Here is a 22,535-nt window from a genome sequence, read left to right on the forward strand (position 1 = left end):
GTAATGTTTGTTATATGCAACTGAGTACAAAACATAAACTGTAAATGACATGGTGCGAATTATTTTTGCATAAAAAAGCTCAAACTTTTTAGTTTGAGCTTTGTATCGGGGAGCAGACTTGAACTGCCGACCTTCGGGTTATGAATCCGATGCTCTAACCAACTGAGCTACCCCGACATTTTTTCCAAGTTTTCATTTCTAGCAGACTTGTACTGCCGTCCGCCGCGGCGGATATGAATCCGATGCTCTAACCAACTGAGCTACCCCGACATTTTTTCCAAGTTTTCATTTCTAGCAGACTTGTACTGCCGTCCGCCGCGGCGGATATGAATCCGATGCTCTAACCAACTGAGCTACCCCGACATTTTTTCCAAGTTTTCATTTCTAGCAGACTTGTACTGCCGTCCGCCGCTGCGGATATGAATCCGATGCTCTAACCAACTGAGCTACCCCGACATTTTTTCCAAGTTTTCATTTCTAGCATACTTGTACTGCCGTCCGCCGCTGCAGATATGAATCCGATGCTCTAACCAACTGAGCTACCCCGACATTTTTTCCAAGTTTTCATTTCTAGCATACTTGTACTGCCGTCCGCCGCTGCGGATATGAACCCGTTGCTCTAACCAACTGAGCTACCCCGACATTTTTTCCAAGTTATCATTTCTAGCAGACTTGTACTGCCGTCCGCCGCTGCGGATATGAACCCGTTGCTCTAACCAACTGAGCTACCCCGACATTTTTTCCAAGTTTTCATTTCTAGCAGACTTGTACTGCCGTCCGCCGCGGCGGATATGAATCCGATGCTCTAACCAACTGAGCTACCCCGACTTCATTTCAAAACAATACAAATATTATTTCGCAGTTTTGAGCGGCAAAATTACAATATTTAGTTAGAACTACCTCATTTTTTTACAAAAATATCTACAACCCATTGATTTTTATTACTTTCATTTTTTTTACCAACTTATTATTTGCATTACAACAAACATCCAAAACGCCAAAAATTGCCAATCATGAAATTAATTTGTTTTCTATTATTAATAAGTTACACTGCTACAGCACAAAAAAATTTCTTGATAATAGGCACCTATACTTCTGGTAAAAGTGAAGGTATTTATGTGTATGAATTTGATAGCAAAACGGCTGATTTTAAAAAAGTAAGCAGCATTGCTTCTCCCAACCCATCGTATCTATCCATAAGTAATGATCAAAAAAAAGTGTATGCAGTTTACGAAGAAGGTAATAACAATAATGTAGGAGGCAGTGTAGCCGCATATCAATTCAATAAAACAAATGGCACTTTACAATTACTAAGCAAACAACTTACTGGTAGTGATCACCCATGCTATGTAGCGGTTGATAAAACTGGTAAATGGGTTACGGCTGGCAATTATACAGGTGGTAGTATTTCTGTTATGCCTGTTGATGCAAATGGAATGTTAGGTAAAGCTACTGTTACCCAACATTTTGGGAGTAGTGTAAATGCACAACGCCAAGATAAACCACATGTACATTGCACCTATTTTTCAAAAGATGGTAAATATTTATTGGTACCAGATTTAGGTATTGATAAAGTAATGATTTATCGTTTTAATAAAAAAAATGGTACACTTACACCTGCCCCACAACCTTTTGCTACGGCTATACCTGGTGCAGGACCACGACATATTATCATTGCACCCAACAATAAGTTTGCATACTTAATGCAAGAATTAAGTGGCGTAGTAACTGCCTATAAATACAACGATGGAAGATTAACAAATATTCAAAATATTAGTGCTGCACCACAAGGATTTACTGGTTATATGGGTAGTGCTGATATTCATATTTCGCCTGATGGTAAATTTTTGTATTGTAGTAATAGAGGCGAAAGTAATAGCATCACTATTTTTAAAATTGATGCCACTACGGGTCGGTTACAATTTGTAAACAACAGCAGTTGCTTAGGTGAAGCCCCACGAAATTTTAATTTTGATCCATCAGGAAATTTTTTATTGGTAGCTAACCAAAAATCAGATGCTATCAATATTTTTAAGGTTGATAAACAAACAGGACTTATTATTAATACCGGTAAATTAATTGAAGTTGGCAACCCCGTTTGTTTAAAATGGATTACACAGTAAAACACCTACAAAGCTGATACATGCAAAAATGATGCACCTAGCCCAGATTGTAATGAAAGCCGTTCGCAAAAGCGGCTGTAATGAAAAGCTGGAAACCGCTGTTGCTATTGCAACTTATGTTGATGCTCCAAAAAAGTTACTTTTTAATACGAGGCACCCAAGCAACCTCTGGGGCTTGCAGTAAATGACCTACATAACGAGCCATTGTAAACAAATGATCACTGAGTCTATTCATGTATTGAATAACCAACGGATCAACAAATTCATTTACTTCTTGCAAATGCACACACAATCGCTCTGCTCTTCGGCATATACAACGGGCTACATGCAAGGTAGAAACAGCTGGGTGGCCACCTGGTAAAATAAATGATTTCATTTCGGGTAAAACCTCCATCATGGCATCAATATCTTTTTCTAAATATTGCACATCAGACTCGTTAAGGTCGGGTATTTTCAATGCTGACTCTTTTTCAGGATCGCAAGCCAATGAAGCACCAATGGTAAATAATCGATCTTGTACTTCTTTCAAAACCGAGTTACAATGTGCATCTGTTATTAAATCATTGCACAACCCTATGTAAGAATTTAGTTCATCTACCGTTCCATAACACTCAATACGAATATTGCTTTTAAGCACTTTGGTGCCGCCAATTAAACTGGTTTTACCAGCATCGCCTGTTTTGGTATATATTTTAAATGCCATGTTTATTATTGTGTGATCAAAGTTGGAGTTGCGTTGAGTTTATCGGTTTCAATTAAGCCATCTTTCAAACGAATAACCCTTCTTGCAAAACCTGCAATATCTTCTTCATGGGTAACCAATACAATGGTGTTACCATCATTATGTAAACGTCCTAAAATATCCATGATTTCATGTGATGTTTTAGAGTCTAAATTACCTGTTGGTTCATCAGCTAAAATAATGGCAGGGTCGTTAATAAGTGCCCTTGCAATAGCCACACGTTGGCATTGACCACCACTGAGTTCATTTGGTTTGTGGTGCATTCTATCTTCGAGCTTTACTTTACGTAATACTGCTTCTGCCCTTTCCATGCGTACTTTTTTATCAACACCACTATAAATTAATGGCAAAGCCACATTTTCTGCAGCGGTTAAACGAGGCAATAAATTAAACTGTTGAAATACAAACCCAATATCTTTATTACGAACACTGGCCAAATCATCATCTGGCATGCGACTTACATCTTTTCCATTTAAAATATACCTACCAGCAGTAGGCGAATCTAAACAACCCAAAATATTCATTAAGGTTGATTTGCCGCTACCACTTGGCCCCATAAGTGCTACATAATCATTTTTAAAAATATCCATGGTTATGCCTTTCAGCACAGGCAACTCTTGCTTTCCTAAAAAGTAACTTTTTCTAATAGCTTGTAATTGCAGTATGGGTGTATCTGTTGGCATGGGTTTTAGTTAAGTTTACTTTTTTATTACTTTAGGCACTACAAAATATGGCGCCTTTGATTGTGCTGCATTGTGCAATGCCGCTTCGTTAGAAATGCTACCTTGCAATACATCGTTACGCATTACGTTAACCGCATCCGTCATGTGCAACAATGGTGTAACATTATCGGTATTTACTTCGTTCATTTTTTCAATGAAGCCTACCATATTTTGTAAATCAACTTTAATTTTTTCAGCGGCGGCTTCATCAAATTTTAATTTTGATAAATGAGCCAATTTTGCCACCATTTCATTGGTAATTTCCATTGTACAAATTTATGGTTTTAAAAGTAGTGTAAGGTTGATTTTATATAGACGGAAAACAATGAATATGGATAATATGCTGAACTTTTTAAATTAATGATACACAAAGGTCAAAAATGGGCACTAGATTTTATTATCTTCGCCGCAATAAATACAACATGACGGAACTAATAAAAAATGATGATAAAAAAATAGTTATGAGTGGCATAAGACCAACCGGTTTTTTGCACCTTGGTAATTATTTTGGAGCTATACGCAACTACGTAAAAATGCAGCACGAGTTTGAGTGCTATTTTATGGTGGCCGATTTACACTCACTTACCACACATCCTGATACTGCTACACTTAAACAAAATGTATATAGGGTTATCGCTGAAAATATTGCTTGCGGATTAGACCCTGAAAAGGCTGCATTTTATTGCCAAAGCCATGTAAGAGAAACAGCTGAATTGTATTTGTATTTAAACATGCTGGCTTACAAGGGAGAGCTTGAAAAAACTGTAACTTTTAAAGATAAAGTAAGGCAAAACCCCGATAACGTAAATGCAGGTTTACTCACCTACCCTGTATTACAAGCGGCAGATATTATTATTCACCGTGCTAGTTATGTGCCCGTTGGTAAAGACCAAGAGCAACATTTAGAAATGGCTCGAAATTTTGCGAACAGGTTTAATCACCGCTATGGCCCTGTGTTTCCGGAACCTCAAGCATTTAATTACAATGCTGCATTGGTAAAAGTACCTTCTTTAGATGGTACAGGTAAAATGAGTAAAAGCGAAAACGAAGCTGCAACTTTATATTTGGCAGATGATGATGATACTATCAGAAAAAAAATTATGAAGGCTAAAACTGATGGTGGCCCCACAGAAAAAAACTCCGTAATGCCTGATTATATTGAAAATATTTTTAGTTTAATGGCGCTTGTCTGCAGTGCAGATAAAATTGCTAAATACAAAAACGATTATAACGAAGCCAATATTAAATACGGCGATTTAAAGAAAGAGTTAGCAGAAGATATGGTAGCTTTTATTACACCAATAAGGCAAAAAGCCAAAGATATTTTAGATGATGAAGCAGGCATTAAAAAATTGATGAAATTAGGTGCTGATAAAGCAAATGAGAGTGCTCACAAAACCATGAATTTGGTTAGAACAGCTATGGGAATGAATTATTAAAACATTGCGGTAATGAAATATTTACCTCATTAAAAAAAATTGTATTTTAGATAATGGCCAAAAATAAAAAACCAAAACATATTGCTATTGCAGGTAACATAGGTGCAGGCAAAACTACTTTAACTGAAATGTTGAGCAAACATTATAAATGGATTCCTCAATTTGAAGATGTTGACCACAACCCTTACTTAAATGATTTTTATGAGGATATGCCTCGTTGGAGTTTCAACCTCCAAATTTTCTTTTTAAACAGCAGGCTCAATCAACTTTTAGAAATTCAAAGAGGTACTGAAACCGTTATTCAAGATAGAACCATTTACGAAGATGCTAATATTTTTGCACCTAACCTGCATGATATGGGGCTTATGGGAAAACGTGATTTCGAAAACTATTACAAGTTTTTTGAAACCTTAAAAAGTATGGTACAACCGCCTGATTTATTGATTTACCTTAAAGCATCTGTACCAACACTTGTATCGCAAATACAAAAAAGAGGAAGAGAATATGAAGAAAATATCAGACTTGATTATTTAAAAAAGCTGAATGATTATTACAATGGCTGGATAGATAATTATAAAGAAGGTAAACTATTAATTATTGATGCAGATACAAACAAGTTTGCAGAAAATGAAAACCACTTCGGTGAAATTATTTCAGGTATTGATGCACAGCTGTTCGGTTTATTTTAATCGAGCAGCCTATTTTTCATGGCGTAAAAAACCAATCCAACTGAGTTTTTAACGCCAAAACGCTCCATAAGCCTGTCTTTTATTGCTTCAACGGTACGGGCACTAATAAACATTTTAGCAGCAATTTCTGTTGCAGTATATTCCATACATACCAACATCAACACTTCTTTTTCTCTTTCACTGAGCACAGCTTCGCTGGCTAACGAAGGGTTAAATTTTTGTTTGCTGTAATTCTTCTTTATTAAAATTCTATTCACAAAAGGGCTTAGGTAAAAGCCTGTTTTTTTAACATCATTAATGGCTTTGTATACTTCGGCTGGGTCAGCATTTTTTAATAAATAACCTGCAGCACCACAATCCATTAAATGGCCAACAAAGCGATCATCTTCATACATCGTTAATATAATCACTCTAATATTGGGGTATAATTTTGTAATGGCTTTGGTTGCATCAATGCCATCACGTAAAGGCATTTTTAAATCGCACAAAATAATCTCTGGCATAAATTCTGGGATTTTTTCGAGCAAATCATCCCCATTTTCAGCCTCCATTACAAATCGTAAATTGGTATATTGCCGCATAGAAAGTATAACACCCTTTCTAAATATTTTATGGTCATCTGCAATTGCAATTTTTATTTCTGGCAACATGTATGCAAAATAAACAAATGTGTTAAAAAAAAAGAAAATCTTTTGAAGATTATGCAATGGCATTTTTAGGAATCTCTAAAGTGATTTTGTAGTAGGTTTGACTAGCATCTAACTCAAACAAAATTTTACTACCCAACACTTTCATTCTACTAGCAATATTTTTTAAACCCAAGCCATTGCCTAAGTAGTTTAGTTTTTCATATTCAGCTTGTACCAAGCCTTTACCATCATGGTGTATTCTTATGTACACATTATTGTTGCTCACATTTTGGGTAAGATGAATGAAGCCGGCGTTGCTATGCTTTAATATATTATTGATCAGTTCCTGAACTACCCTAAATACCATCATTTCGCTTTCGGGCTTAAGGCGATCACGATAATCATGAAAACGAGCCGATGCTTTAATAACACCACTACCATTAATTTTTTGAAATAAATCGCTAGTAGCACTTTCTAAACCAAAGTTTTTTAGCGTTGGAGGCATTAAGCTATGGCTTATATTTCTGATGAGCTGTATAGCATCGTCAATAATTTGTTTTGCACTAAAAATACTTTGTATTTGTTGTGCTTTATCTTGGTTTACTAGGTTATCATTTAAATACAACCTTACAGTGGCTAAAAGCGGACCAGCATCATCATGCAAATCAGCAGCAATACGTTGGCGTTCTTCTTCTTGAAATCGTATACTTGCTTTTAAATAGATTTCTTGTTTTTCTTCTTCCAAGCGTTTCATTTCGTTATGATAACGAATAACTTTACGCTGGTGTATAGTAACAAAAATAATAATGACTATTGCTAAAATTAGCATAGCAGCTGAACCTATGAGCATGAGCTTGTTTCCAATAAGCGAATCAGACGCTTGCAATAAATACATATTCATCTAAGCGTTGGTTGAGTAATTTTGGTAAATATTATCGTCTAAAGATATATTATCGGGCACTTTTAATTCGTTGGTTTCTTTATCAATGTACTCAGTTGCTAATAATGCAAATGAAATAATTAAATCTTTGATAGTATTTACTACAAAGAATATTAATCGCATTTGAGTTAAAAATACTTTATCGGTATTATTGTTCACAAACAAAATATAAAAAAAGTTACCAGTGAAGTACAAAAATAATCCAACACATATCCAAAATGATATAGATTGGTACAAAGGATAATCCGTAACAATCTTCATTTTTTCGTAGAAATAATATATAAGTAGAAAAATAAAAATGATAAATTCTAAGAGAAAATGATAGTTATTTTGAAAGAATATTATGTTTACAATAGTAAAAATTGTAAAAACAGGCACCAGGCATATAATTAACCTTTTAAGTATAGTGGAACGTAATAAATAATAAAAAAATGAAGAGAGGATTAAATATTCAAGAACAATGTATGAATTAAGTACATACGCCGTTAAACCTGCTATTGAGTAATAACGAATAGTAATTAATAATGAAGCAGATATAAATAATAGGAGGGTGTAAATAAAAAAAGCCTTTAAGTATTTTGTGTTTATTTTCTTTGAAAAAAAAATACAAAATATTAAAGGTAGTAATTCTAATGAATAGATTATGTAAAATAGATTTTTCAGGTTTTGGTAGTTTAGGTTTTCCCAAATTTAACCAAACATTCACTATTTACAAAAAAATTCTATCCAAAGATTAAATCAAATACTAATTCTGATAAAGCGATTAACATTTTTTTAAGTTTTTTGTGGTTTAGTGAATTTTAAATTCTGATGTAAACTTGCAACTTTACGTACTATTACGCAACAGGGTGTGTAGAAATACGTATTTGAACAAAACCTACAAAAGCCTTTACCAATAAGCATTTGAGTATATTTTTCACAATTTACAAAACCAATAAAAAGGTAAAAACACATACTCAAAACAGTAAATTTACTATTCAAATATACGTAATATTACTTCGTGTTTTACCATAATTTTCTGTAACTTTCAGTTTTACAACAAAAGTTATTAACAGGGTGTTTGTAATAGTTTCGTAATAAAAAAAATATGCCCAATAAAAATTCGTTAAAACCGTATATATTTACTATTCTTTTAACAATATCTGTTTGATAAACAAATGGCGAACGCTAACCAAATCAAAATAGCCATAGCTGACGATCACAAAATTTTTCGTGACGGCATAAAAATGGCGCTATCTGATAAAGAAAATCTTAAAATACTTTGGGAAGCTGAAGACGGTAAGGATATGATGCATAAAATATCTATCAAAATGCCGCAAGTATTACTCATGGATATTAGGATGCCAGAAATTGATGGCATAAATGCCATTCAAATTTTACGTAAAGAATACGAATCAATAAAAATCATCGTTTTAACTATGTACGATGATCAGCAGATGATCAGTAAAATGATGGAAATGGGTGCCAATGCCTATTTAACCAAAACCACCGATCCAGAAGAAATTTATGAAGCCATACTCACCTGTATGAATGATGATTATTATTTTAATGATTTGGTGAATAAGGCTGTTATGGGGAAATTAATGCAAAAAAAGAATGTGCGCCAACATTATGCCGACAGTTTGCCCATTACATTTAATGAAAAAGAAATCAAAATTTTACAACTTTTAGCAGAAGATAAAACAACAGAAGAAATTTCAAAAATTATTTTCTTGAGCCCTCGAACAATAGAAACCATTCGCCAAAATATGAAATCGAAAGTGAATGCAAAAACAATCGGCGGTTTAATTATGTATGCTATGAGAAATAAAATAATAGAATAATAAAATTGAAACAAGTGTATGTGTTTCAAAATAACCATCAAAATAATAACATGAATCAAGAAAAACAGCCTATAAAAGTGATCATTGCAGATGATCATGTATTGTACAGAGCTGGTGTGAAAACCGCATTAAGTCAAAAAAAAGATATTGAAATTATTGCTGAAGCTGATAATGGTATGCACCTCATTAACGTACTAAAAACAATGAGTGCAGATGTTATTTTGCTCGACATTCAAATGCCTGTTATGGATGGCATACAAACTTTACCTGAAATAAGAAAAGTTTGTCCGCAAGCAAAAGTGATCATGCTAACTATGATGGACGATCATAGTATGATCACCAAACTAATGGAGATCGGCGCAAATTCTTACTTATCAAAAACAAGTGATAGTGAAGTTATTTACGAAGCGATTATTACTTGCCATAACGATGAGTATTATTTTAATTCGCTCACCAACCAAGCTTTACTTACTAATTTAAAGCAACGTAATGTGCAAATGCCACAACAAATGGTTACACCTGAGGCTCAACTCAACGAAAAAGAAACGACCATTTTACGTTTAATGTGTGAAGAAAAAAGTACTAAAGAAATTGCTGATATTGTTGATTTAAGTCCACGTACAGTAGAAGCTTTAAGAGATAAGTTAAAAGTAAAGACAGGTGCTAAAAGCACTGCTGGCCTTATTTTATATGCTGTAAAGCATAAAATAATTGAAGAAATGTAAAAGTGTTAATCATTTAATATTGAAATAAAAAATCTTCCTCCACGGAAGATTTTTTATTTTTATACCTATGCCTTACATCAATTACAATGGAAAAATATTTGAAGATGATACAGCTATTATAAAAGCCAATAACCGTGGTTTACGCTATGGCGACGGTATTTTTGAAACCATCAAATTAAAAAACAATCAATTAATATTAGCTGATGAACATTTTGCTCGTTTATGGAAAGGTATGCAAGCCCTACAATTCGAAATCCCCAAATTACTGCGTCCAGAATCATTAAATGATCAAATAATTCAATTAGCTAAAAAAAATAAATTAACAAACGCAAGAGTTAGACTCACCATTTTTAGAGGCGAAGGCGGCATATACGATGCAAAAAATAACACACCACAATACATCATTGAAGCCATTGCACTACCAGAAAGTGGGGATGTGTTAAACATGAACGGCTTACAACTCACCATATTTAAAGATGCTAAAAAGTCAATAGATGCATTTAGTAATTTAAAAACAAATAATTATTTGCCTTACTTTATGGGTGCCATGTTTGCTAAAAAAAATCACTGTAATGATGCCCTCATTGTAAATTGTAACGAGGCTGTTTGCGATAGTACTATTGCGAATATTTTCATCATAAAAAACAACTGCATTTACACCCCATCGCTCAAGCAAGGCTGTGTAGCAGGCGTAATGCGTAAATGGCTCATTAGTACCTTAAAAGCATTATCATATAAAATTGAAGAAACTTGTGTAACCATAGAAGATGTATTGAATGCAGATGAAGTTTTTTTATGTAATTCTATTTATAATATTAGATGGGTAGCAAGTGTAAATGAAAAAAATTATAGTTCAAATACCATACAATCAATCGTACTTACACTCATAAATAAATATCCTGGCATATATTGCTAAATAAAAAATAATCTTTAGAAAATGAAGCAGCAAGTAACCATATGTTGGTTTAGAAGAGATTTAAGATTAACCGACAATGCAGCCCTTTATTATGCATTAAAAAATCATAAAAATGTATTACCCATTTTTATTTTTGATACCAATATTTTAGATAAACTTTCTGATAAGAAAGATGCTAGGGTACAGTTTATTTATGATACTATTACTAACATTCAACAACAACTAAAAGCTACAAAAAGTAGTTTACATGTGTTGTATACTACACCACAAAAGGCATTTAACGAACTATTACATACCTATCAAATTGATGCTGTATACACCAACCACGATTATGAAAAGTATGGCATTGAAAGAGATGCAGCTATCAATAATTTACTAAAGCAACACAACATACCTTTTCATACCTATAAAGATCAAGTAATTTTTGAAAAAGATGAAGTAGTAAAAGATGAAGGCAAACCATATACTGTATTTACACCTTACAGTAAAAAATGGAAAGCTACCCTAACCAGTTATCAATTTAAACCTTACCCTAACGAAAAATATTTTTCAAACTTTTTAAAAATCAACCCAATAGATGTACCTACACTACACGACATGGGTTTTGAAAAATCAACCATCAACTACCCTCCCACCGAAGTGGCTGATACTTTAATAAAACATTATCAAATCCAACGTGATTTTCCGGCAGTAGCAGGTACTTCTCATTTGGGCATTCATTTACGTTTTGGCACCATCAGTATTAGGCAGTTAGCGGCACATGCTCAATCGCTATCAGAAACCTTTTTAAACGAATTAATTTGGAGAGATTTTTATCATATGATTACATGGCATTTCCCATACATCAACGAAGGAAAGGCTTTTAAACCTGCATACGACAAAATTCAATGGAGCAATAACATGAATGATTTTGAAAAATGGTGTGCCGGACAAACAGGATACCCCATTGTTGATGCTGGTATGAGAGAATTAAACAGCACTGGTTTTATGCACAATAGGGTACGCATGATAACAGCTTCTTTCTTATGTAAACACCTACTTATTGATTGGCGTTTGGGTGAAGCTTATTTTGCCAGTAAACTACTCGATTTTGATTTTGCTGCAAACAATGGTGGTTGGCAATGGGCTGCTGGTAGCGGTTGCGATGCTGCCCCATATTTTAGAATTTTTAACCCTTACTTACAAACTAAAAAGTTTGATGCTGATTTAAAATACATACGCAAATGGGTGCCAGAGTTTGAAGGCTTTAATTATGTACCACCTATTGTTGAACATACGTTTGCAAGGGATAGGTGCTTAGCAACCTACAAGGCAGCTCTTGGTAATACCTAAGGTAACGGTACCATAAAATCTGTTGTTAATAAAGCAGTTGTTGGTTTGAGTTGATGGTATACTTCCATCAACTTTTTTATGGCGGCTACACCTCCTGTACCGAGGTTAATGGAGTATTTATTCACATACAAATCAATATGGCTTCGCATTACATCTTCACTCATTTCTTGTGCATGCAACCTTATATAATCATTTAATGCAGGGTATTTTGAAAAAGCATATTCAATACTTTGCTTTATTAAAAAATCAATTTTTTGTTGTAGTGCAGGTGCTACAGTTTTCTTAATTACGATACCCCCTAATGGTATAGGCTGTTGCGTAACCTTTTCCCAATAATCGCCCAAATCAGTTATTTTATATAACCCTTTGGCTGCATAGGTAAACCTATTTTCATGTATAATTACCCCCAACCCTTTACCATCTAAAACAAACTGCTCAATTTCATCATACCGTAAAAACACTTTATTGGTAGCATGAGGGTATGCCAATGAAAAGAGTAAATGTGCCGTTGTATTTTCACCAGGCACGGCTATTAAAGCATTGTTTATAGCAGCTTCATCCATGGCGTTTTTTGATATCAACAATGGTCCAACACCGCTACCTAATGCACTCCCACTATTTAATAAGTTGTAATGTTGCAACACTAATGGCAACACTCCATAACTCAACTTAGTCACCATCAATTTTCCCTCAATAGCCCATTGGTTAAGGGTTTGTACATCTTCTAACACAGGTTCAAATTGTAAATTACCTGTATTAATTTTTTGGTTTACCAATGCATCAAAAATAAAAGTATCATTGGGGCATGGTGAAAAACCAATAGGTATTATTTGTGCATTCATAATGGAGTACTTTGTAATTGAGTAATAATTTGTTGCAGATGATGATTGAGTGAAGTAATAGATTCTTTTATTTTCCAATTCGTTTTTACTCGTTCGCCCACATAATTACTAATACTTCTCAACTGTAAAAAAGGTATTTGTTGTTGCAAACAAACGTAATGAAATGCGGCACCTTCCATTGTTTCAATATCAGCATCAAACTTCTTTAAAAATAAATTGGTTTGGGTAATTTGGTCAGATACTGTATTCACCGTAATGGCATTTACCCAAGGCAAGTTTACATCAATATTATAGTGATTATGCAACCATCCATTTTTGTAAGGCTGTTCATCTGCTGCAATGAAGCCTTTTTCGAAAAGCGTAAAAAATTGGTCACGTTCATATATACCCAAATCTGCAAAAACATCGTTTTTTACAAGTACTGTATCACCTAAAGCTATACTATTTTTAAAGGTACCAGCAATGCCAGCTTGTATAACCATATTGTATTGCTGGGTTAGCAAGTGTTGGGTTAACTTGTACATACAAGCTGGTGCCCCAACACCTGTTATCAGTACTTCTACATTATTTTGTTGCGCTATAAAAGGTGCAATTTCCATTGCTGTTGCAGCTACGACCAATATTTTCATTTACAGAAATTTTAATAACCAAAAAACAATTTTTAATATTGAAAACCATATTAAAATATCACCAATATTATCATCACTACTTTGTAAATTCAAAAGGCAAAGTTAGTTGCATCTGTTTTTAAATTGTTGTTAATAGCTGCTAACTTTGCAAATTAATATTGAAGGAACAATGGTGTACATTACTAGAATTGAACATTTTAACGCAGCACATAAACTCTTTAACCCTAATTGGAGTAAAGAGCAAAATGAAGCGGTATTTGGTAAATGTGCCAATGAAAACTGGCATGGGCATAATTTTAATTTACACGTTACCTTAAAAGGTGAACCTGATGCCGATACTGGTTTTGTGTTTGATGCCAAAAAATTAAGCAGTATTATAAAAGAACATGTAATTGATGTAGTTGATCATAAAAACCTCAATATTGATGTTCCTTTTATGAAAGATAAAATTTGTTCTATCGAAAATTTAATTATCGGTATTTGGAACCAATTAGCCCCACACTTGCCTGCCACTGCTACTTTACATGCCCTAAAACTGTACGAAACAGACCGCATTTTTGTAGAATATTTTGGTGAATAATCAAATTTAAATTTTCTATATAAATCATATTTACTAATTTTACTAACGAACGTTAGTTAAAACAACAACAACACCAAATTTGAACAATAAAGTAGCCGTTTTTAGAAAAGAGCATTTTAATGCTGCTCATAGATTGCATAACCCTTTGTGGGACGATGCCAAAAACACCCAAATTTTTGGAAAATGTAACAATCCGCACTATCATGGCCATAATTACGATTTAATTGTAAGGGTTACCGGTGTACCGCAAGCTGAAACAGGTTATGTGATGGATACCAAAATATTAAGCGATATTATTAAGGACAATGTTATAGACAAGTTTGATCATAAAAACCTTAATGAAGACTGTACCGAGTTTACAAACATTAACCCAACAGCAGAAAATATAGTTATTGTTATATACAATATTTTACGCCCATTAATTAATGCGGAACTTGATTTACACCTCAGATTATACGAAACAGAACGCAACTTTGTTGAATACCCAGTTGCATAATTAATAAAGAAAAATACACAATGGCATATAAAAAAGTAGAGAGCTACGATCAAAACATTACAGATGCTCTCATAAAAAATTATAAAGACAATATCACATTATTAGGAGAAGATGCTGAGAGAGAAGGCCTCATTAAAACGCCTGAACGTATTGCAAAAGCAATGCAGTTTATTACCCAGGGTTATACGCAAGATGCCAAAGCCATTTTAGATTCTGCTAAGTTTCATGAAGATGTGAGTGAAATGGTGATTGTAAAAGATATTGAATTGTACAGTATGTGTGAACACCACATGTTACCATTTTACGGAAAGGCACACGTAGCATACATACCTAACGGCTATATAACAGGGTTAAGTAAAATCGCTAGAGTGGTTGATGTATATGCCCGTCGTTTACAAGTACAAGAGCGTTTAACACACCAAATTTTAGACGCTATTAAAGATTCATTAAACCCATTGGGCGTAGCAGTTGTTGTAGAGGCTTCACATTTATGTATGATGATGAGAGGCGTAGGTAAACAAAATTCTGTTACCACTACATCAGCCTTTTATGGACAGTTTGAACAACATCAAACCCGTAGTGAATTTATGAAATTGGTAACGGCCAAATTGCATTAATAAATTCAACTAAATATATAAAAAAGCGATACCAATTTTTAAGGTATCGCTTTTTTCGTTTAAGCAACCTTTCAAAAATCAAATTTTACCTATATTTTTGAACCTTACTACTCACCAAAATTAAAATCATACATGAAACATGCATATGTATTTCCTGGCCAAGGTGCACAATTTAGTGGCATGGGAAAAAATTTATATGATACCAATGCCGCAGCAAAAGCATTGTTTGAAGAAGCGAATGATATTTTAGGTTTTCGTATCAGCGATATTATGTTTACTGGGTCTGATGAAGATTTAAAGCAAACCAATATTACCCAACCTGCGGTGTTTATACATGCGGTTGCTGCATTTAAAAATATTGAAAATGCACAACCAGCAATGGTTGCAGGGCACTCACTCGGCGAATTTTCGGCACTTGTAGCTAACCAAACCTTATCATTTGCCAATGCTTTACAGTTAGTAGCTATTCGTGCAGCTGCTATGCAAAAAGCTTGTGAAGCTAACCCATCAACTATGGCGGCAGTGCTCAATTTAGATGATGAAAAAGTGGAAGCTATTTGTAAACAAGTGGCTGAAAGTACAGGCGAAGTAGTGGTAGCAGCCAATTACAACTGCCCCGGACAATTAGTAATTAGTGGCAGCATTGCTGGTATTGATGCTGCATGTATTGCAATGAAAGAAGCTGGTGCCAAAAGAGCATTGGTACTTCCGGTAGGTGGTGCATTTCACAGTCCGTTAATGATGCCAGCTAAAGAAGAATTAGCAGCAGCCATTCATAACACCACTTTTAACGCTCCTATTTGCCCCGTTTACCAAAATGTGGTAGCTGCTCCGGTGGTTGACCCTCAGGCAATAAAAGCAAATTTAATAGCACAATTAACAGGCCCTGTACGTTGGACACAATGCGTACAAGCCATGATAGCTGATGGTGCTAATGAATTTACTGAGTGTGGCCCTGGCAAAGTGTTACAAGGTTTAATCGGAAAAATTAATAAAGAAGTAGTAGCTACTTCGGTAAGCTAGTCCACAGTAACAAACAAAAAAGGGTCGCCATAAAGCCGACCCTTTTTTTATTTATGAAATGAAATATATTAAATGCTCAACGTACTCAACACGCTGTTCATACTTCTTACCGCATCTGCACTTTTTACAAACAATGCTTGCTCTTCTTCATTCAAATTATAATCTATAATTTTTTCCCAACCGTTTTTACCAATAATTACTGGCACGCCAATACAAATATCGCTTTGGCCATATTCACCTTCTAAGTATACGCAACAAGGCATAATTTTCTTTTCATCACGTACAATAGCTTCTACCAAAGCTGCACCTGCAGCACCTGGTGCATACCATGCACTAGTACCCAACAAGCCTGTTAAAGTAGCACCGCCTACCATAGTATCAGCAGCTACTTTTTTCAATGTATCAGCATCTAAAAAATGCGAAGCTGGTACACCACTGTATGTAGCCAAACGTGTTAATGGAATCATAGTGGTATCGCCATGGCCACCTACCACAACGGCTTGTAAGTCGTTAGGGCTACATTGCATAGCAGTACTTAAGAAATAACGGAAACGAGCACTATCTAACATACCACCCATACCAATTATACGATGCTTAGGCAAACCGCTTTCTTTCAAAGCTAAGTAAGTCATGGTATCCATTGGGTTACTTATTACAATAATGATACAGTCTGGCGAATATTGTAAAATGTTTTTAGTAACCGTTTTTACAATACCTGCGTTAATACCAATCAATTCCTCACGGGTCATACCTGGTTTACGAGGCACGCCAGATGTAATAACGGCAACCGTACTACCAGCTGTTTTAGTGTAATCATTGGTACTGCCAATAATGTTGGTATCAAAACCTTCAAGCTGCGCCGTTTGCATTAAATCCATTGCTTTACCTTCGGCAACACCTTCTTTAATATCAACAATCACCAGTTCATCACACAATTGTTTACGGGCAATATTGTCAGCACAAGTTGCACCTACAGCACCAGCGCCTACTACAGTTACTTTCATTTTGTATAAGTTTTAATTATTTGATGTTTTTGTGCTGCAAAGGTAATTAAATAAGGTATATCAGCACTGCAATAAACCAATGTTTCACCTTAGAAAATAGGGGCTTTCAACAGCTGCAAAATGGGAACATTTGCTCCGGCTATTCGCTATACCTGCACCGCTTTGGCGGCTGCGGTGCCGCTACTATCCGGCAGCCATTGGGCATTGTAACATTATTCATCATAAAAAATGCAGTACCTTCTTATATGTACTGCATTTTTTATGTAACGTTGCTCGTTTATAATTGTTTAGCAATATCTTCAAACTTTGCATCGCTATTGAAGGCAGCTTTAAATTGCCCTTTTTTATCGTATAAAAAAATAGCTGGGTAACTTTGTACTTCAAAAAAAGTTCCTAAAAAATAAGGTACATCAACACCAACGGTTATGTTGGGGTATTTCGCCAATTGATAATCTTTATAAAATTTTTGTACATAACTATAGGCAAGGGGTGTACTCATCACAATCTGCACTTTTTTAAATGCATCAAAATGTGCCAACATATCTTCAGTTGCATGCAAACAATGATCGCACTCGGGGCTAAATACCATAATAATAGTAGCTTTCTTTTTTTGTAAAGCCTCTTTTGTAAATGCTGTACTATCAGGTGCTACCATTAATTTGAACGGTGGTATGGTTGTAATGCGTTTATAGGCTGGCTCGGCAGGTGTTTGTGCTTTCACAATGCTTGCACTACAAATAATTGCAATAAAAAATAAAATACGTGTCATGTTAGCTGTTTTATACTTTGCAAATTAGGTGATTCGTTTTTTATAGATCGTTAAAAAACATCAAGCCTCTTTACTTCCTTTTTCACCTACAAACCATTGATCTTTATTTTTAAATAGCACATTAAAAGTGGTAAGCGAACCATAGCAACGGGTAATGTATTGTTGTAGGTTCACCTTATCTTCATCTGTTAATTTTTTATGGCTGTTAACGTTTTGTTCCAAAACCCTTAATCGATCTCTCAACATCACTATTTTATGAAAAAAATCTTCAATAGGCACTTCCTTAGGTTTAAGTGTTTTATCTGCAGTTTGTAGTAATAATGTGCCTCCTATCCACTTATCGCCCAATGGCACTATTTCACCAACACCATTCCACATTTGTAAAATTTGAAGCAGCGATTGTTCAACAGCAGCAGTAGTTTCAATAGCTGTGGTTACATTTTCAGGTATAATTTCATCGAGTTGATCATCATTTTTATCTATTTCTTTCACTCCCACATGAATAAATGAAATAAGGTAAGTGGCATATTTTACGCCTACAATTACACCCGGGCCGTGCAATGTATGCTGTAACCGAGTACCAATGCCTAATGTTAGCTGTTCCATTAAAATACTTTTGTACGAAATTAATTGTTTGCAAATTGTTTTTTAAAAAGAAAGTATACAAATCAATTACATTTTATAGGAGCTATTAAAAGTAAGATGTTACAACAATTCGCAAAATAATATCTAAAAAATACAAAATACAGCAGGTATCAACTTTTGAAAATATTTTACGCTACTTTTGCAGCCAATTAAATTACATTAAAATGGCAACTACAGCAGACATGCGCTCTGGCCTCATCATTAAAGTTGATGGCAGCTTATACACTGTTATTGAATTTGGTCAAAACAAAACTGCTCGTGCAGCAGCAAAAGTGTGGGCAAAATTAAAAGGTGTTGATAACACCCGTACAATTGAACAAACATGGAACTCAGGTGAAACCATTTACCCTGTTCGTGTTGAAAAAAAGGCATATCAATATCTTTATAAAGATGATACCGGTTATAGTTTTATGGATCAAGAAACTTTTGAACAAATAACTGTAGCTGAAAGTATGGTAGATGCACCACAATTTTTGAAAGATGGTCAAGAGGTTATGGTATCTATTAACGGCGAAACTGAATTACCAATGGCAGTTGAGTTACCTGATAAAGTTGTTTTATTAGTTACTTACAGCGAACCAGGCATGAAAGGTGATACTGCAACCAAAACTTTAAAACCAGCTACGGTTGAAACGGGTGCTACCGTAAACGTACCTTTGTTTGTTAACGAAGGAGAGTTAATTAAAATTAATGCTAAAACTGGCGAATATGTTGAAAGAGTAAAATCTTAATACATTATATACACATTTAAAAAATGGATAATTATGAAAATAGTTATCCATTTTTTTTAAACAATTTTACGGCAATAGCAAAAATAAAAAAACCTATATTTTGTTCATTTTTAAGCCAAAAATGTACATTTTTGAACGTTTTAATAGCAAAAAAGCAGCATTTATTGAATTTTATGAAAATAAAAATTTGTTGATTTGTGCAATCATTTGCTATCTTAGCCGCCCATTTCAATATTGAAATTAACCAGATAATGAACTAATATGGACATTAAACAAATTCAAGAGCTTGTTAAACTAATTAACAAAACTTCTATCGGCGAAATTACCATTGAAGAGGATGGCACAAAAATCACCATCAAACAAAAAAAAGACCCTTCTCAAAAAATATACACACAAGCTGCACCAGCTAATTACAGTGCACCAGCTGCTGCACCAGCAGTACCTACACCAACAGCAGCAGCACCTGCAGCGGCACAAGCGGCACCAGCAGCAGCGCCAAAAGCAGATAACCTTATTACCATAAAAAGCCCAATGATTGGTACTTTTTACCGCCAAGCTGGCCCAGAAAAACCATTATTTGTAAACGTGGGTGATGAGGTTGCTCCAGGTAAAGTAGTTTGCATTATTGAAGCAATGAAGTTGTTCAATGAAATTGAAAGTGAAGTAAAAGGTACTATCGTAAAAGTATTAGTAGATGATGCTAGTCCTGTAGAGTACGACCAACCGTTGTTTTTGGTGGAACCAGCTTAATGTGCCGCCATTTGTTTGCTAACGTTACAACATCTTACATAGATATATACCCGTTGGTACAAATGAGCCATTTTCAAATTTTCAAATCAAAAAAACAAAATGTTTAAAAAAATATTAATTGCCAATCGTGGTGAAATTGCCCTTAGGGTAATACGCACTTGTAGAGAAATGGGCATTAAAACCGTTGCTGTTTACTCTACTGCTGATAAAGATAGCCTACACGTAAAGTTTGCTGATGAAGCCGTATGTATTGGTAAACCAGCTAGTGCAGATAGTTACCTCAACGTAGCACATATTATGGCTGCGGCTGAAATTACCAATGCTGATGCAATTCACCCCGGCTATGGCTTTTTAGCAGAAAACAGCAAGTTTGCTAAAATTTGTGGCGACCATGGTATCAAGTTTATTGGTCCAACGCCAGAAATGATCAACTTAATGGGCGATAAGGTTACCGCTAAAGAAACCATGATTAAAGCAGGCGTACCTGTTGTACCCGGTGTAGAAGGTTTGTTGAAAGATGCTGCACATGCTAAATGGGCTGCCAATGAAATAGGCTACCCAGTTATTTTAAAAGCAACAGCAGGTGGTGGTGGTAAAGGTATGAGGGTGGTTTGGAACGAAAGTGAAATTGAAAAAAACTTCGATAATGCCAAAACTGAAGCTGCAGCCTCATTTAAAAATGATGGTATTTATATGGAAAAGTTTGTGGAAGAGCCACGCCATATTGAAATACAAGTTGCAGGCGACCAATACGGTAATGTTTGCCATTTAAGCGAACGTGATTGCTCAATTCAACGCCGTCACCAAAAATTAGTTGAAGAGTCACCTTCACCTTTTATGACAGATGAATTAAGAGAACGTATGGGTGATGCTGCTATAAAAGCGGCAAAAGCAATTAATTACGAAAGCGTTGGTACCATTGAGTTTTTGGTTGATAAACACCGCAATTTTTACTTCATGGAAATGAACACACGTATTCAAGTAGAACACTGTGTTACAGAAGAAGTAATTAACTACGATTTAATTAAAGAACAAATTAAAATAGCTGCAGGCGAAAAAGTAAGTGGTAAAAATTATTACCCTCAAATGCATGCCATTGAGTGCCGTATAAATGCAGAAGATCCATACAATGATTTTCGTCCGTCGCCAGGTAAAATAACCGTGTTACACCAACCAGGTGGCCATGGCGTAAGGGTTGATAGCCATGTATATGCTGGTTATGTGATACCTCCTTACTACGATAGTATGATTGCGAAATTAATTACCGTAGCACAAACCCGTGAAGAAGCTTGCGATACCATGTACAGAGCTTTAAGCGAATATGTAATTGAAGGTGTTAAAACTACCATACCATTTCATTTACAATTAATGCAAAATGAAGATTTTAGGAGTGGCAACTTCACCACTAAATTTTTGGAATCATTTAAAATGAAATAATGCCAAAAGCATGTATAAATGTTTTCAAATAAAGATATTGAGCAATATTACGATGTAAGTGCTACACATTACAACAAAGTGTGGAACTTAAAAAAAAGTCGCTCATTACACTACGGCTATTGGGATGCTACTACCAAGCATTTTCATGATGCCATGATGAACATCAACAAAATATTATCTACTAAAGCCAGCATTACTAATACACACCATGTGTTAGATGCTGGCTGCGGTATTGGAGGCTCCGCACTTTGGCTTGCAAAAAATATAGGTTGTAAGGTTACAGGCATTAGCCTCAGTGCTAAACAAGTGGCTACCGCTAATCAATTAGCTTTATACGAACAAGTACAACATATAGCTCATTTTGAGCAACAAGATTTTACCAATACTACATTTGCTGATGCTAGTTTTGATATTATTTGGGCCATAGAAAGTGTTTGCCATGCCCCACAAAAAGCCGCCTTTATTTCAGAAGCGTACCGTTTACTAAAACCTGGTGGCAAACTCATTATTGCTGATTTTTTTAAGAAAGACCAACTTACATTAAAAGATGCACAACTTATAAAAAGATGGGCCGAGGGTTGGGCAATTGATGATTTTGATACCAAAGAAAACTTTCATGAAACCCTAATACAGAAAGGCTTTCATAATATTGATGTAGCAGATGCCACTACCAATATAAAGCCTTCAGCTAAAAGATTGTATTGGGCTTATTTCCCCGGTGTTATAGGTGGCTGGTTATACCGTATTACACATAAAAAAGTAACAACTTTTGGTAAAAAAAATATTGATACTGCATACTTGCAATACACTAGTTTACAAAAGCACTTATGGACCTATCAAATTTTTTGTGGTACAAAACAATAACCAATAGTTTATCAATACAATTTTTCCTTTTATAGCTATTCAATTGCAGTAAAAAATAAATATTTCCA

26 protein-coding genes and 1 tRNA gene are annotated in these 22,535 nt (G+C 34.8%); 15 read left to right on the forward strand and 12 right to left on the reverse strand.

The genetic code is table 11. The features are described 5' to 3' along the window. Positions 1-103: 103 nt before the first annotated feature. Positions 104-177 (reverse strand) — tRNA-Met (locus ACFOWM_RS05195). Between the two features lie 836 nt (positions 178-1,013). On the opposite strand from ACFOWM_RS05195, the gene ACFOWM_RS05200 reads away from it, so the two are divergent. Then, positions 1,014-2,123, forward strand: a complete 1,110-nt coding sequence (locus ACFOWM_RS05200) for a lactonase family protein (protein ID WP_379707619.1) — start codon at positions 1,014-1,016, stop codon at positions 2,121-2,123. Between the two features lie 136 nt (positions 2,124-2,259). Here the strand turns inward: ACFOWM_RS05200 and ACFOWM_RS05205 are convergent, their stop codons facing one another. Genes ACFOWM_RS05205 through gatC form a run of 3 tightly spaced genes read right to left on the reverse strand, consistent with a single transcriptional unit; the run spans position 2,260 to position 3,854 of the window. Further along, positions 2,260-2,826: a cob(I)yrinic acid a,c-diamide adenosyltransferase gene (locus ACFOWM_RS05205; protein WP_379707620.1), complete on the reverse strand. Its 567-nt coding sequence runs from the start codon at positions 2,824-2,826 to the stop codon at positions 2,260-2,262. Between the two features lie 5 nt (positions 2,827-2,831). After that, a complete protein-coding gene (locus tag ACFOWM_RS05210; protein ID WP_379707621.1) occupies positions 2,832-3,548 on the reverse strand; it encodes an ABC transporter ATP-binding protein in 717 nt (238 codons plus the stop codon). 15 nt (positions 3,549-3,563) lie between these two features. Next, the gene (gene gatC / locus ACFOWM_RS05215; RefSeq protein ID WP_379707622.1) at positions 3,564-3,854 is read right to left on the reverse strand and encodes an Asp-tRNA(Asn)/Glu-tRNA(Gln) amidotransferase subunit GatC; all 291 of its coding nucleotides are present in this window, start codon (positions 3,852-3,854) and stop codon (positions 3,564-3,566) included. A gap of 113 nt (positions 3,855-3,967) precedes the next feature. Between gatC and trpS the strand changes: the two genes are divergently transcribed. After that, the gene (gene trpS / locus ACFOWM_RS05220) at positions 3,968-5,026 is read left to right on the forward strand and encodes a tryptophan--tRNA ligase (protein WP_379707623.1); all 1,059 of its coding nucleotides are present in this window, start codon (positions 3,968-3,970) and stop codon (positions 5,024-5,026) included. A gap of 53 nt (positions 5,027-5,079) precedes the next feature. Continuing rightward, the gene (locus ACFOWM_RS05225; protein ID WP_379707624.1) at positions 5,080-5,715 is read left to right on the forward strand and encodes a deoxynucleoside kinase; all 636 of its coding nucleotides are present in this window, start codon (positions 5,080-5,082) and stop codon (positions 5,713-5,715) included. On the opposite strand, the gene ACFOWM_RS05230 is transcribed toward ACFOWM_RS05225, so the two are convergent. From ACFOWM_RS05230 to ACFOWM_RS05240, 3 genes are read right to left on the reverse strand one after another with little or no spacing between them, the layout of a single operon-like run. After that, positions 5,712-6,365, reverse strand: a complete 654-nt coding sequence (locus ACFOWM_RS05230; protein WP_379707625.1) for a response regulator transcription factor — start codon at positions 6,363-6,365, stop codon at positions 5,712-5,714. The two genes, ACFOWM_RS05225 and ACFOWM_RS05230, sit on opposite strands and share 4 nt — an antisense overlap. Positions 6,366-6,414: 49 nt before the next feature. Further along, positions 6,415-7,245: a sensor histidine kinase gene (locus tag ACFOWM_RS05235; RefSeq protein ID WP_379707626.1), complete on the reverse strand. Its 831-nt coding sequence runs from the start codon at positions 7,243-7,245 to the stop codon at positions 6,415-6,417. Next, complete coding sequence (locus ACFOWM_RS05240) at positions 7,246-7,545, reverse strand: hypothetical protein (protein WP_379707627.1); 300 nt, start codon at positions 7,543-7,545, stop codon at positions 7,246-7,248. Between the two features lie 896 nt (positions 7,546-8,441). Here ACFOWM_RS05240 and ACFOWM_RS05245 point away from each other — a divergent pair. From ACFOWM_RS05245 to ACFOWM_RS05260, 4 genes are all read left to right on the forward strand, one after another. Then, the gene (locus ACFOWM_RS05245; protein ID WP_379707628.1) at positions 8,442-9,107 is read left to right on the forward strand and encodes a response regulator; all 666 of its coding nucleotides are present in this window, start codon (positions 8,442-8,444) and stop codon (positions 9,105-9,107) included. A 50-nt stretch (positions 9,108-9,157) separates the two neighbouring features. Continuing rightward, positions 9,158-9,832: a response regulator gene (locus ACFOWM_RS05250; RefSeq protein ID WP_379707629.1), complete on the forward strand. Its 675-nt coding sequence runs from the start codon at positions 9,158-9,160 to the stop codon at positions 9,830-9,832. Between the two features lie 67 nt (positions 9,833-9,899). Continuing rightward, the gene (gene pabC, locus ACFOWM_RS05255) at positions 9,900-10,748 is read left to right on the forward strand and encodes an aminodeoxychorismate lyase (RefSeq protein WP_379707630.1); all 849 of its coding nucleotides are present in this window, start codon (positions 9,900-9,902) and stop codon (positions 10,746-10,748) included. Positions 10,749-10,769: 21 nt separating this feature from the next. Next, positions 10,770-12,080, forward strand: coding sequence for a cryptochrome/photolyase family protein (locus ACFOWM_RS05260; protein WP_379707631.1), 1,311 nt, complete (start codon positions 10,770-10,772; stop codon positions 12,078-12,080). Here the strand turns inward: ACFOWM_RS05260 and ACFOWM_RS05265 are convergent. Both ACFOWM_RS05265 and mqnB read right to left on the reverse strand, forming a co-directional pair. Further along, positions 12,077-12,922, reverse strand: a complete 846-nt coding sequence (locus ACFOWM_RS05265; protein ID WP_379707632.1) for a 1,4-dihydroxy-6-naphthoate synthase — start codon at positions 12,920-12,922, stop codon at positions 12,077-12,079. The two genes, ACFOWM_RS05260 and ACFOWM_RS05265, sit on opposite strands and share 4 nt — an antisense overlap. Beyond that, positions 12,919-13,551: a futalosine hydrolase gene (gene mqnB, locus ACFOWM_RS05270; protein WP_379707633.1), complete on the reverse strand. Its 633-nt coding sequence runs from the start codon at positions 13,549-13,551 to the stop codon at positions 12,919-12,921. Before mqnB ends, ACFOWM_RS05265 begins: the two co-directional genes overlap by 4 nt. Before the next feature lie 145 nt (positions 13,552-13,696). Between mqnB and ACFOWM_RS05275 the strand changes: the two genes are divergently transcribed. From ACFOWM_RS05275 to fabD, 4 genes are all read left to right on the forward strand, one after another. Next, positions 13,697-14,131 carry a 6-pyruvoyl trahydropterin synthase family protein gene (locus ACFOWM_RS05275; RefSeq protein WP_379707634.1) on the forward strand — a complete coding sequence of 145 codons (435 nt, stop codon included), beginning with the start codon at positions 13,697-13,699 and terminating at the stop codon, positions 14,129-14,131. Positions 14,132-14,210: 79 nt separating this feature from the next. Further along, a complete protein-coding gene (locus tag ACFOWM_RS05280) occupies positions 14,211-14,627 on the forward strand; it encodes a 6-pyruvoyl trahydropterin synthase family protein (RefSeq protein WP_379707635.1) in 417 nt (138 codons plus the stop codon). A 20-nt stretch (positions 14,628-14,647) separates the two neighbouring features. Next, entirely contained in the window at positions 14,648-15,244 is a 597-nt protein-coding gene (gene folE / locus ACFOWM_RS05285) for a GTP cyclohydrolase I FolE (RefSeq protein ID WP_379707636.1), read from the forward strand. 132 nt (positions 15,245-15,376) lie between these two features. Then, complete coding sequence (gene fabD / locus ACFOWM_RS05290) at positions 15,377-16,267, forward strand: ACP S-malonyltransferase (protein ID WP_379707637.1); 891 nt, start codon at positions 15,377-15,379, stop codon at positions 16,265-16,267. Positions 16,268-16,335: 68 nt separating this feature from the next. Here the strand turns inward: fabD and mdh are convergent, their stop codons facing one another. From mdh to ACFOWM_RS05305, 3 genes are all read right to left on the reverse strand, one after another. Continuing rightward, positions 16,336-17,271: a malate dehydrogenase gene (gene mdh / locus ACFOWM_RS05295; protein WP_379707638.1), complete on the reverse strand. Its 936-nt coding sequence runs from the start codon at positions 17,269-17,271 to the stop codon at positions 16,336-16,338. A gap of 277 nt (positions 17,272-17,548) precedes the next feature. Next, positions 17,549-18,040 (reverse strand): TlpA family protein disulfide reductase, encoded by a 492-nt coding sequence (locus tag ACFOWM_RS05300; protein ID WP_379707639.1) that lies wholly within the window; start codon positions 18,038-18,040, stop codon positions 17,549-17,551. A 60-nt stretch (positions 18,041-18,100) separates the two neighbouring features. Continuing rightward, positions 18,101-18,646 carry a hypothetical protein gene (locus ACFOWM_RS05305; protein WP_379707640.1) on the reverse strand — a complete coding sequence of 182 codons (546 nt, stop codon included), beginning with the start codon at positions 18,644-18,646 and terminating at the stop codon, positions 18,101-18,103. Between the two features lie 203 nt (positions 18,647-18,849). Here ACFOWM_RS05305 and efp point away from each other — a divergent pair, with 203 nt between their 5' ends. The 4 genes from efp to ACFOWM_RS05325 all read left to right on the forward strand — a co-directional run bounded on the left by efp (position 18,850) and on the right by ACFOWM_RS05325 (position 22,467). Next, a complete protein-coding gene (gene efp, locus ACFOWM_RS05310) occupies positions 18,850-19,416 on the forward strand; it encodes an elongation factor P (protein ID WP_379707641.1) in 567 nt (188 codons plus the stop codon). Positions 19,417-19,677: 261 nt separating this feature from the next. Further along, on the forward strand, positions 19,678-20,166 hold the full coding sequence (gene accB / locus ACFOWM_RS05315) for an acetyl-CoA carboxylase biotin carboxyl carrier protein (protein WP_379707642.1): 489 nt from the start codon (positions 19,678-19,680) through the stop codon (positions 20,164-20,166). Between the two features lie 99 nt (positions 20,167-20,265). Continuing rightward, positions 20,266-21,603 (forward strand): acetyl-CoA carboxylase biotin carboxylase subunit, encoded by a 1,338-nt coding sequence (accC, locus tag ACFOWM_RS05320; RefSeq protein ID WP_379707643.1) that lies wholly within the window; start codon positions 20,266-20,268, stop codon positions 21,601-21,603. Positions 21,604-21,621: 18 nt separating this feature from the next. Continuing rightward, positions 21,622-22,467 carry a methyltransferase domain-containing protein gene (locus tag ACFOWM_RS05325; RefSeq protein WP_379707644.1) on the forward strand — a complete coding sequence of 282 codons (846 nt, stop codon included), beginning with the start codon at positions 21,622-21,624 and terminating at the stop codon, positions 22,465-22,467. Positions 22,468-22,535 lie beyond the last annotated feature (68 nt).

The organism is Ferruginibacter yonginensis (assembly GCF_042651465.1).
Taxonomy (GTDB): domain Bacteria; phylum Bacteroidota; class Bacteroidia; order Chitinophagales; family Chitinophagaceae; genus Ferruginibacter; species Ferruginibacter yonginensis.

Excerpts from the sequence above, each read along its gene's own strand:
- ACFOWM_RS05200 (WP_379707619.1), top strand. The coding sequence starts at position 1,014 with ATGAAATTAATTTGTTTTCTATTATTAATAAGTTACACTGCTACAGCA.
- ACFOWM_RS05205 (WP_379707620.1), bottom strand. The coding sequence starts at position 2,826 with ATGGCATTTAAAATATATACCAAAACAGGCGATGCTGGTAAAACCAGT.
- ACFOWM_RS05210 (WP_379707621.1), bottom strand. The coding sequence starts at position 3,548 with ATGCCAACAGATACACCCATACTGCAATTACAAGCTATTAGAAAAAGT.
- gatC (WP_379707622.1), bottom strand. The coding sequence starts at position 3,854 with ATGGAAATTACCAATGAAATGGTGGCAAAATTGGCTCATTTATCAAAA.
- trpS (WP_379707623.1), top strand. The coding sequence starts at position 3,968 with ATGGGCACTAGATTTTATTATCTTCGCCGCAATAAATACAACATGACG.
- ACFOWM_RS05225 (WP_379707624.1), top strand. The coding sequence starts at position 5,080 with ATGGCCAAAAATAAAAAACCAAAACATATTGCTATTGCAGGTAACATA.
- ACFOWM_RS05230 (WP_379707625.1), bottom strand. The coding sequence starts at position 6,365 with ATGTTGCCAGAAATAAAAATTGCAATTGCAGATGACCATAAAATATTT.
- ACFOWM_RS05235 (WP_379707626.1), bottom strand. The coding sequence starts at position 7,245 with ATGAATATGTATTTATTGCAAGCGTCTGATTCGCTTATTGGAAACAAG.
- ACFOWM_RS05240 (WP_379707627.1), bottom strand. The coding sequence starts at position 7,545 with ATGAAGATTGTTACGGATTATCCTTTGTACCAATCTATATCATTTTGG.
- ACFOWM_RS05245 (WP_379707628.1), top strand. The coding sequence starts at position 8,442 with ATGGCGAACGCTAACCAAATCAAAATAGCCATAGCTGACGATCACAAA.
- ACFOWM_RS05250 (WP_379707629.1), top strand. The coding sequence starts at position 9,158 with ATGAATCAAGAAAAACAGCCTATAAAAGTGATCATTGCAGATGATCAT.
- pabC (WP_379707630.1), top strand. The coding sequence starts at position 9,900 with ATGCCTTACATCAATTACAATGGAAAAATATTTGAAGATGATACAGCT.
- ACFOWM_RS05260 (WP_379707631.1), top strand. The coding sequence starts at position 10,770 with ATGAAGCAGCAAGTAACCATATGTTGGTTTAGAAGAGATTTAAGATTA.
- ACFOWM_RS05265 (WP_379707632.1), bottom strand. The coding sequence starts at position 12,922 with ATGAATGCACAAATAATACCTATTGGTTTTTCACCATGCCCCAATGAT.
- mqnB (WP_379707633.1), bottom strand. The coding sequence starts at position 13,551 with ATGAAAATATTGGTCGTAGCTGCAACAGCAATGGAAATTGCACCTTTT.
- folE (WP_379707636.1), top strand. The coding sequence starts at position 14,648 with ATGGCATATAAAAAAGTAGAGAGCTACGATCAAAACATTACAGATGCT.
- fabD (WP_379707637.1), top strand. The coding sequence starts at position 15,377 with ATGAAACATGCATATGTATTTCCTGGCCAAGGTGCACAATTTAGTGGC.
- mdh (WP_379707638.1), bottom strand. The coding sequence starts at position 17,271 with ATGAAAGTAACTGTAGTAGGCGCTGGTGCTGTAGGTGCAACTTGTGCT.
- ACFOWM_RS05300 (WP_379707639.1), bottom strand. The coding sequence starts at position 18,040 with ATGACACGTATTTTATTTTTTATTGCAATTATTTGTAGTGCAAGCATT.
- ACFOWM_RS05305 (WP_379707640.1), bottom strand. The coding sequence starts at position 18,646 with ATGGAACAGCTAACATTAGGCATTGGTACTCGGTTACAGCATACATTG.
- efp (WP_379707641.1), top strand. The coding sequence starts at position 18,850 with ATGGCAACTACAGCAGACATGCGCTCTGGCCTCATCATTAAAGTTGAT.
- accB (WP_379707642.1), top strand. The coding sequence starts at position 19,678 with ATGGACATTAAACAAATTCAAGAGCTTGTTAAACTAATTAACAAAACT.
- accC (WP_379707643.1), top strand. The coding sequence starts at position 20,266 with ATGTTTAAAAAAATATTAATTGCCAATCGTGGTGAAATTGCCCTTAGG.
- ACFOWM_RS05325 (WP_379707644.1), top strand. The coding sequence starts at position 21,622 with ATGTTTTCAAATAAAGATATTGAGCAATATTACGATGTAAGTGCTACA.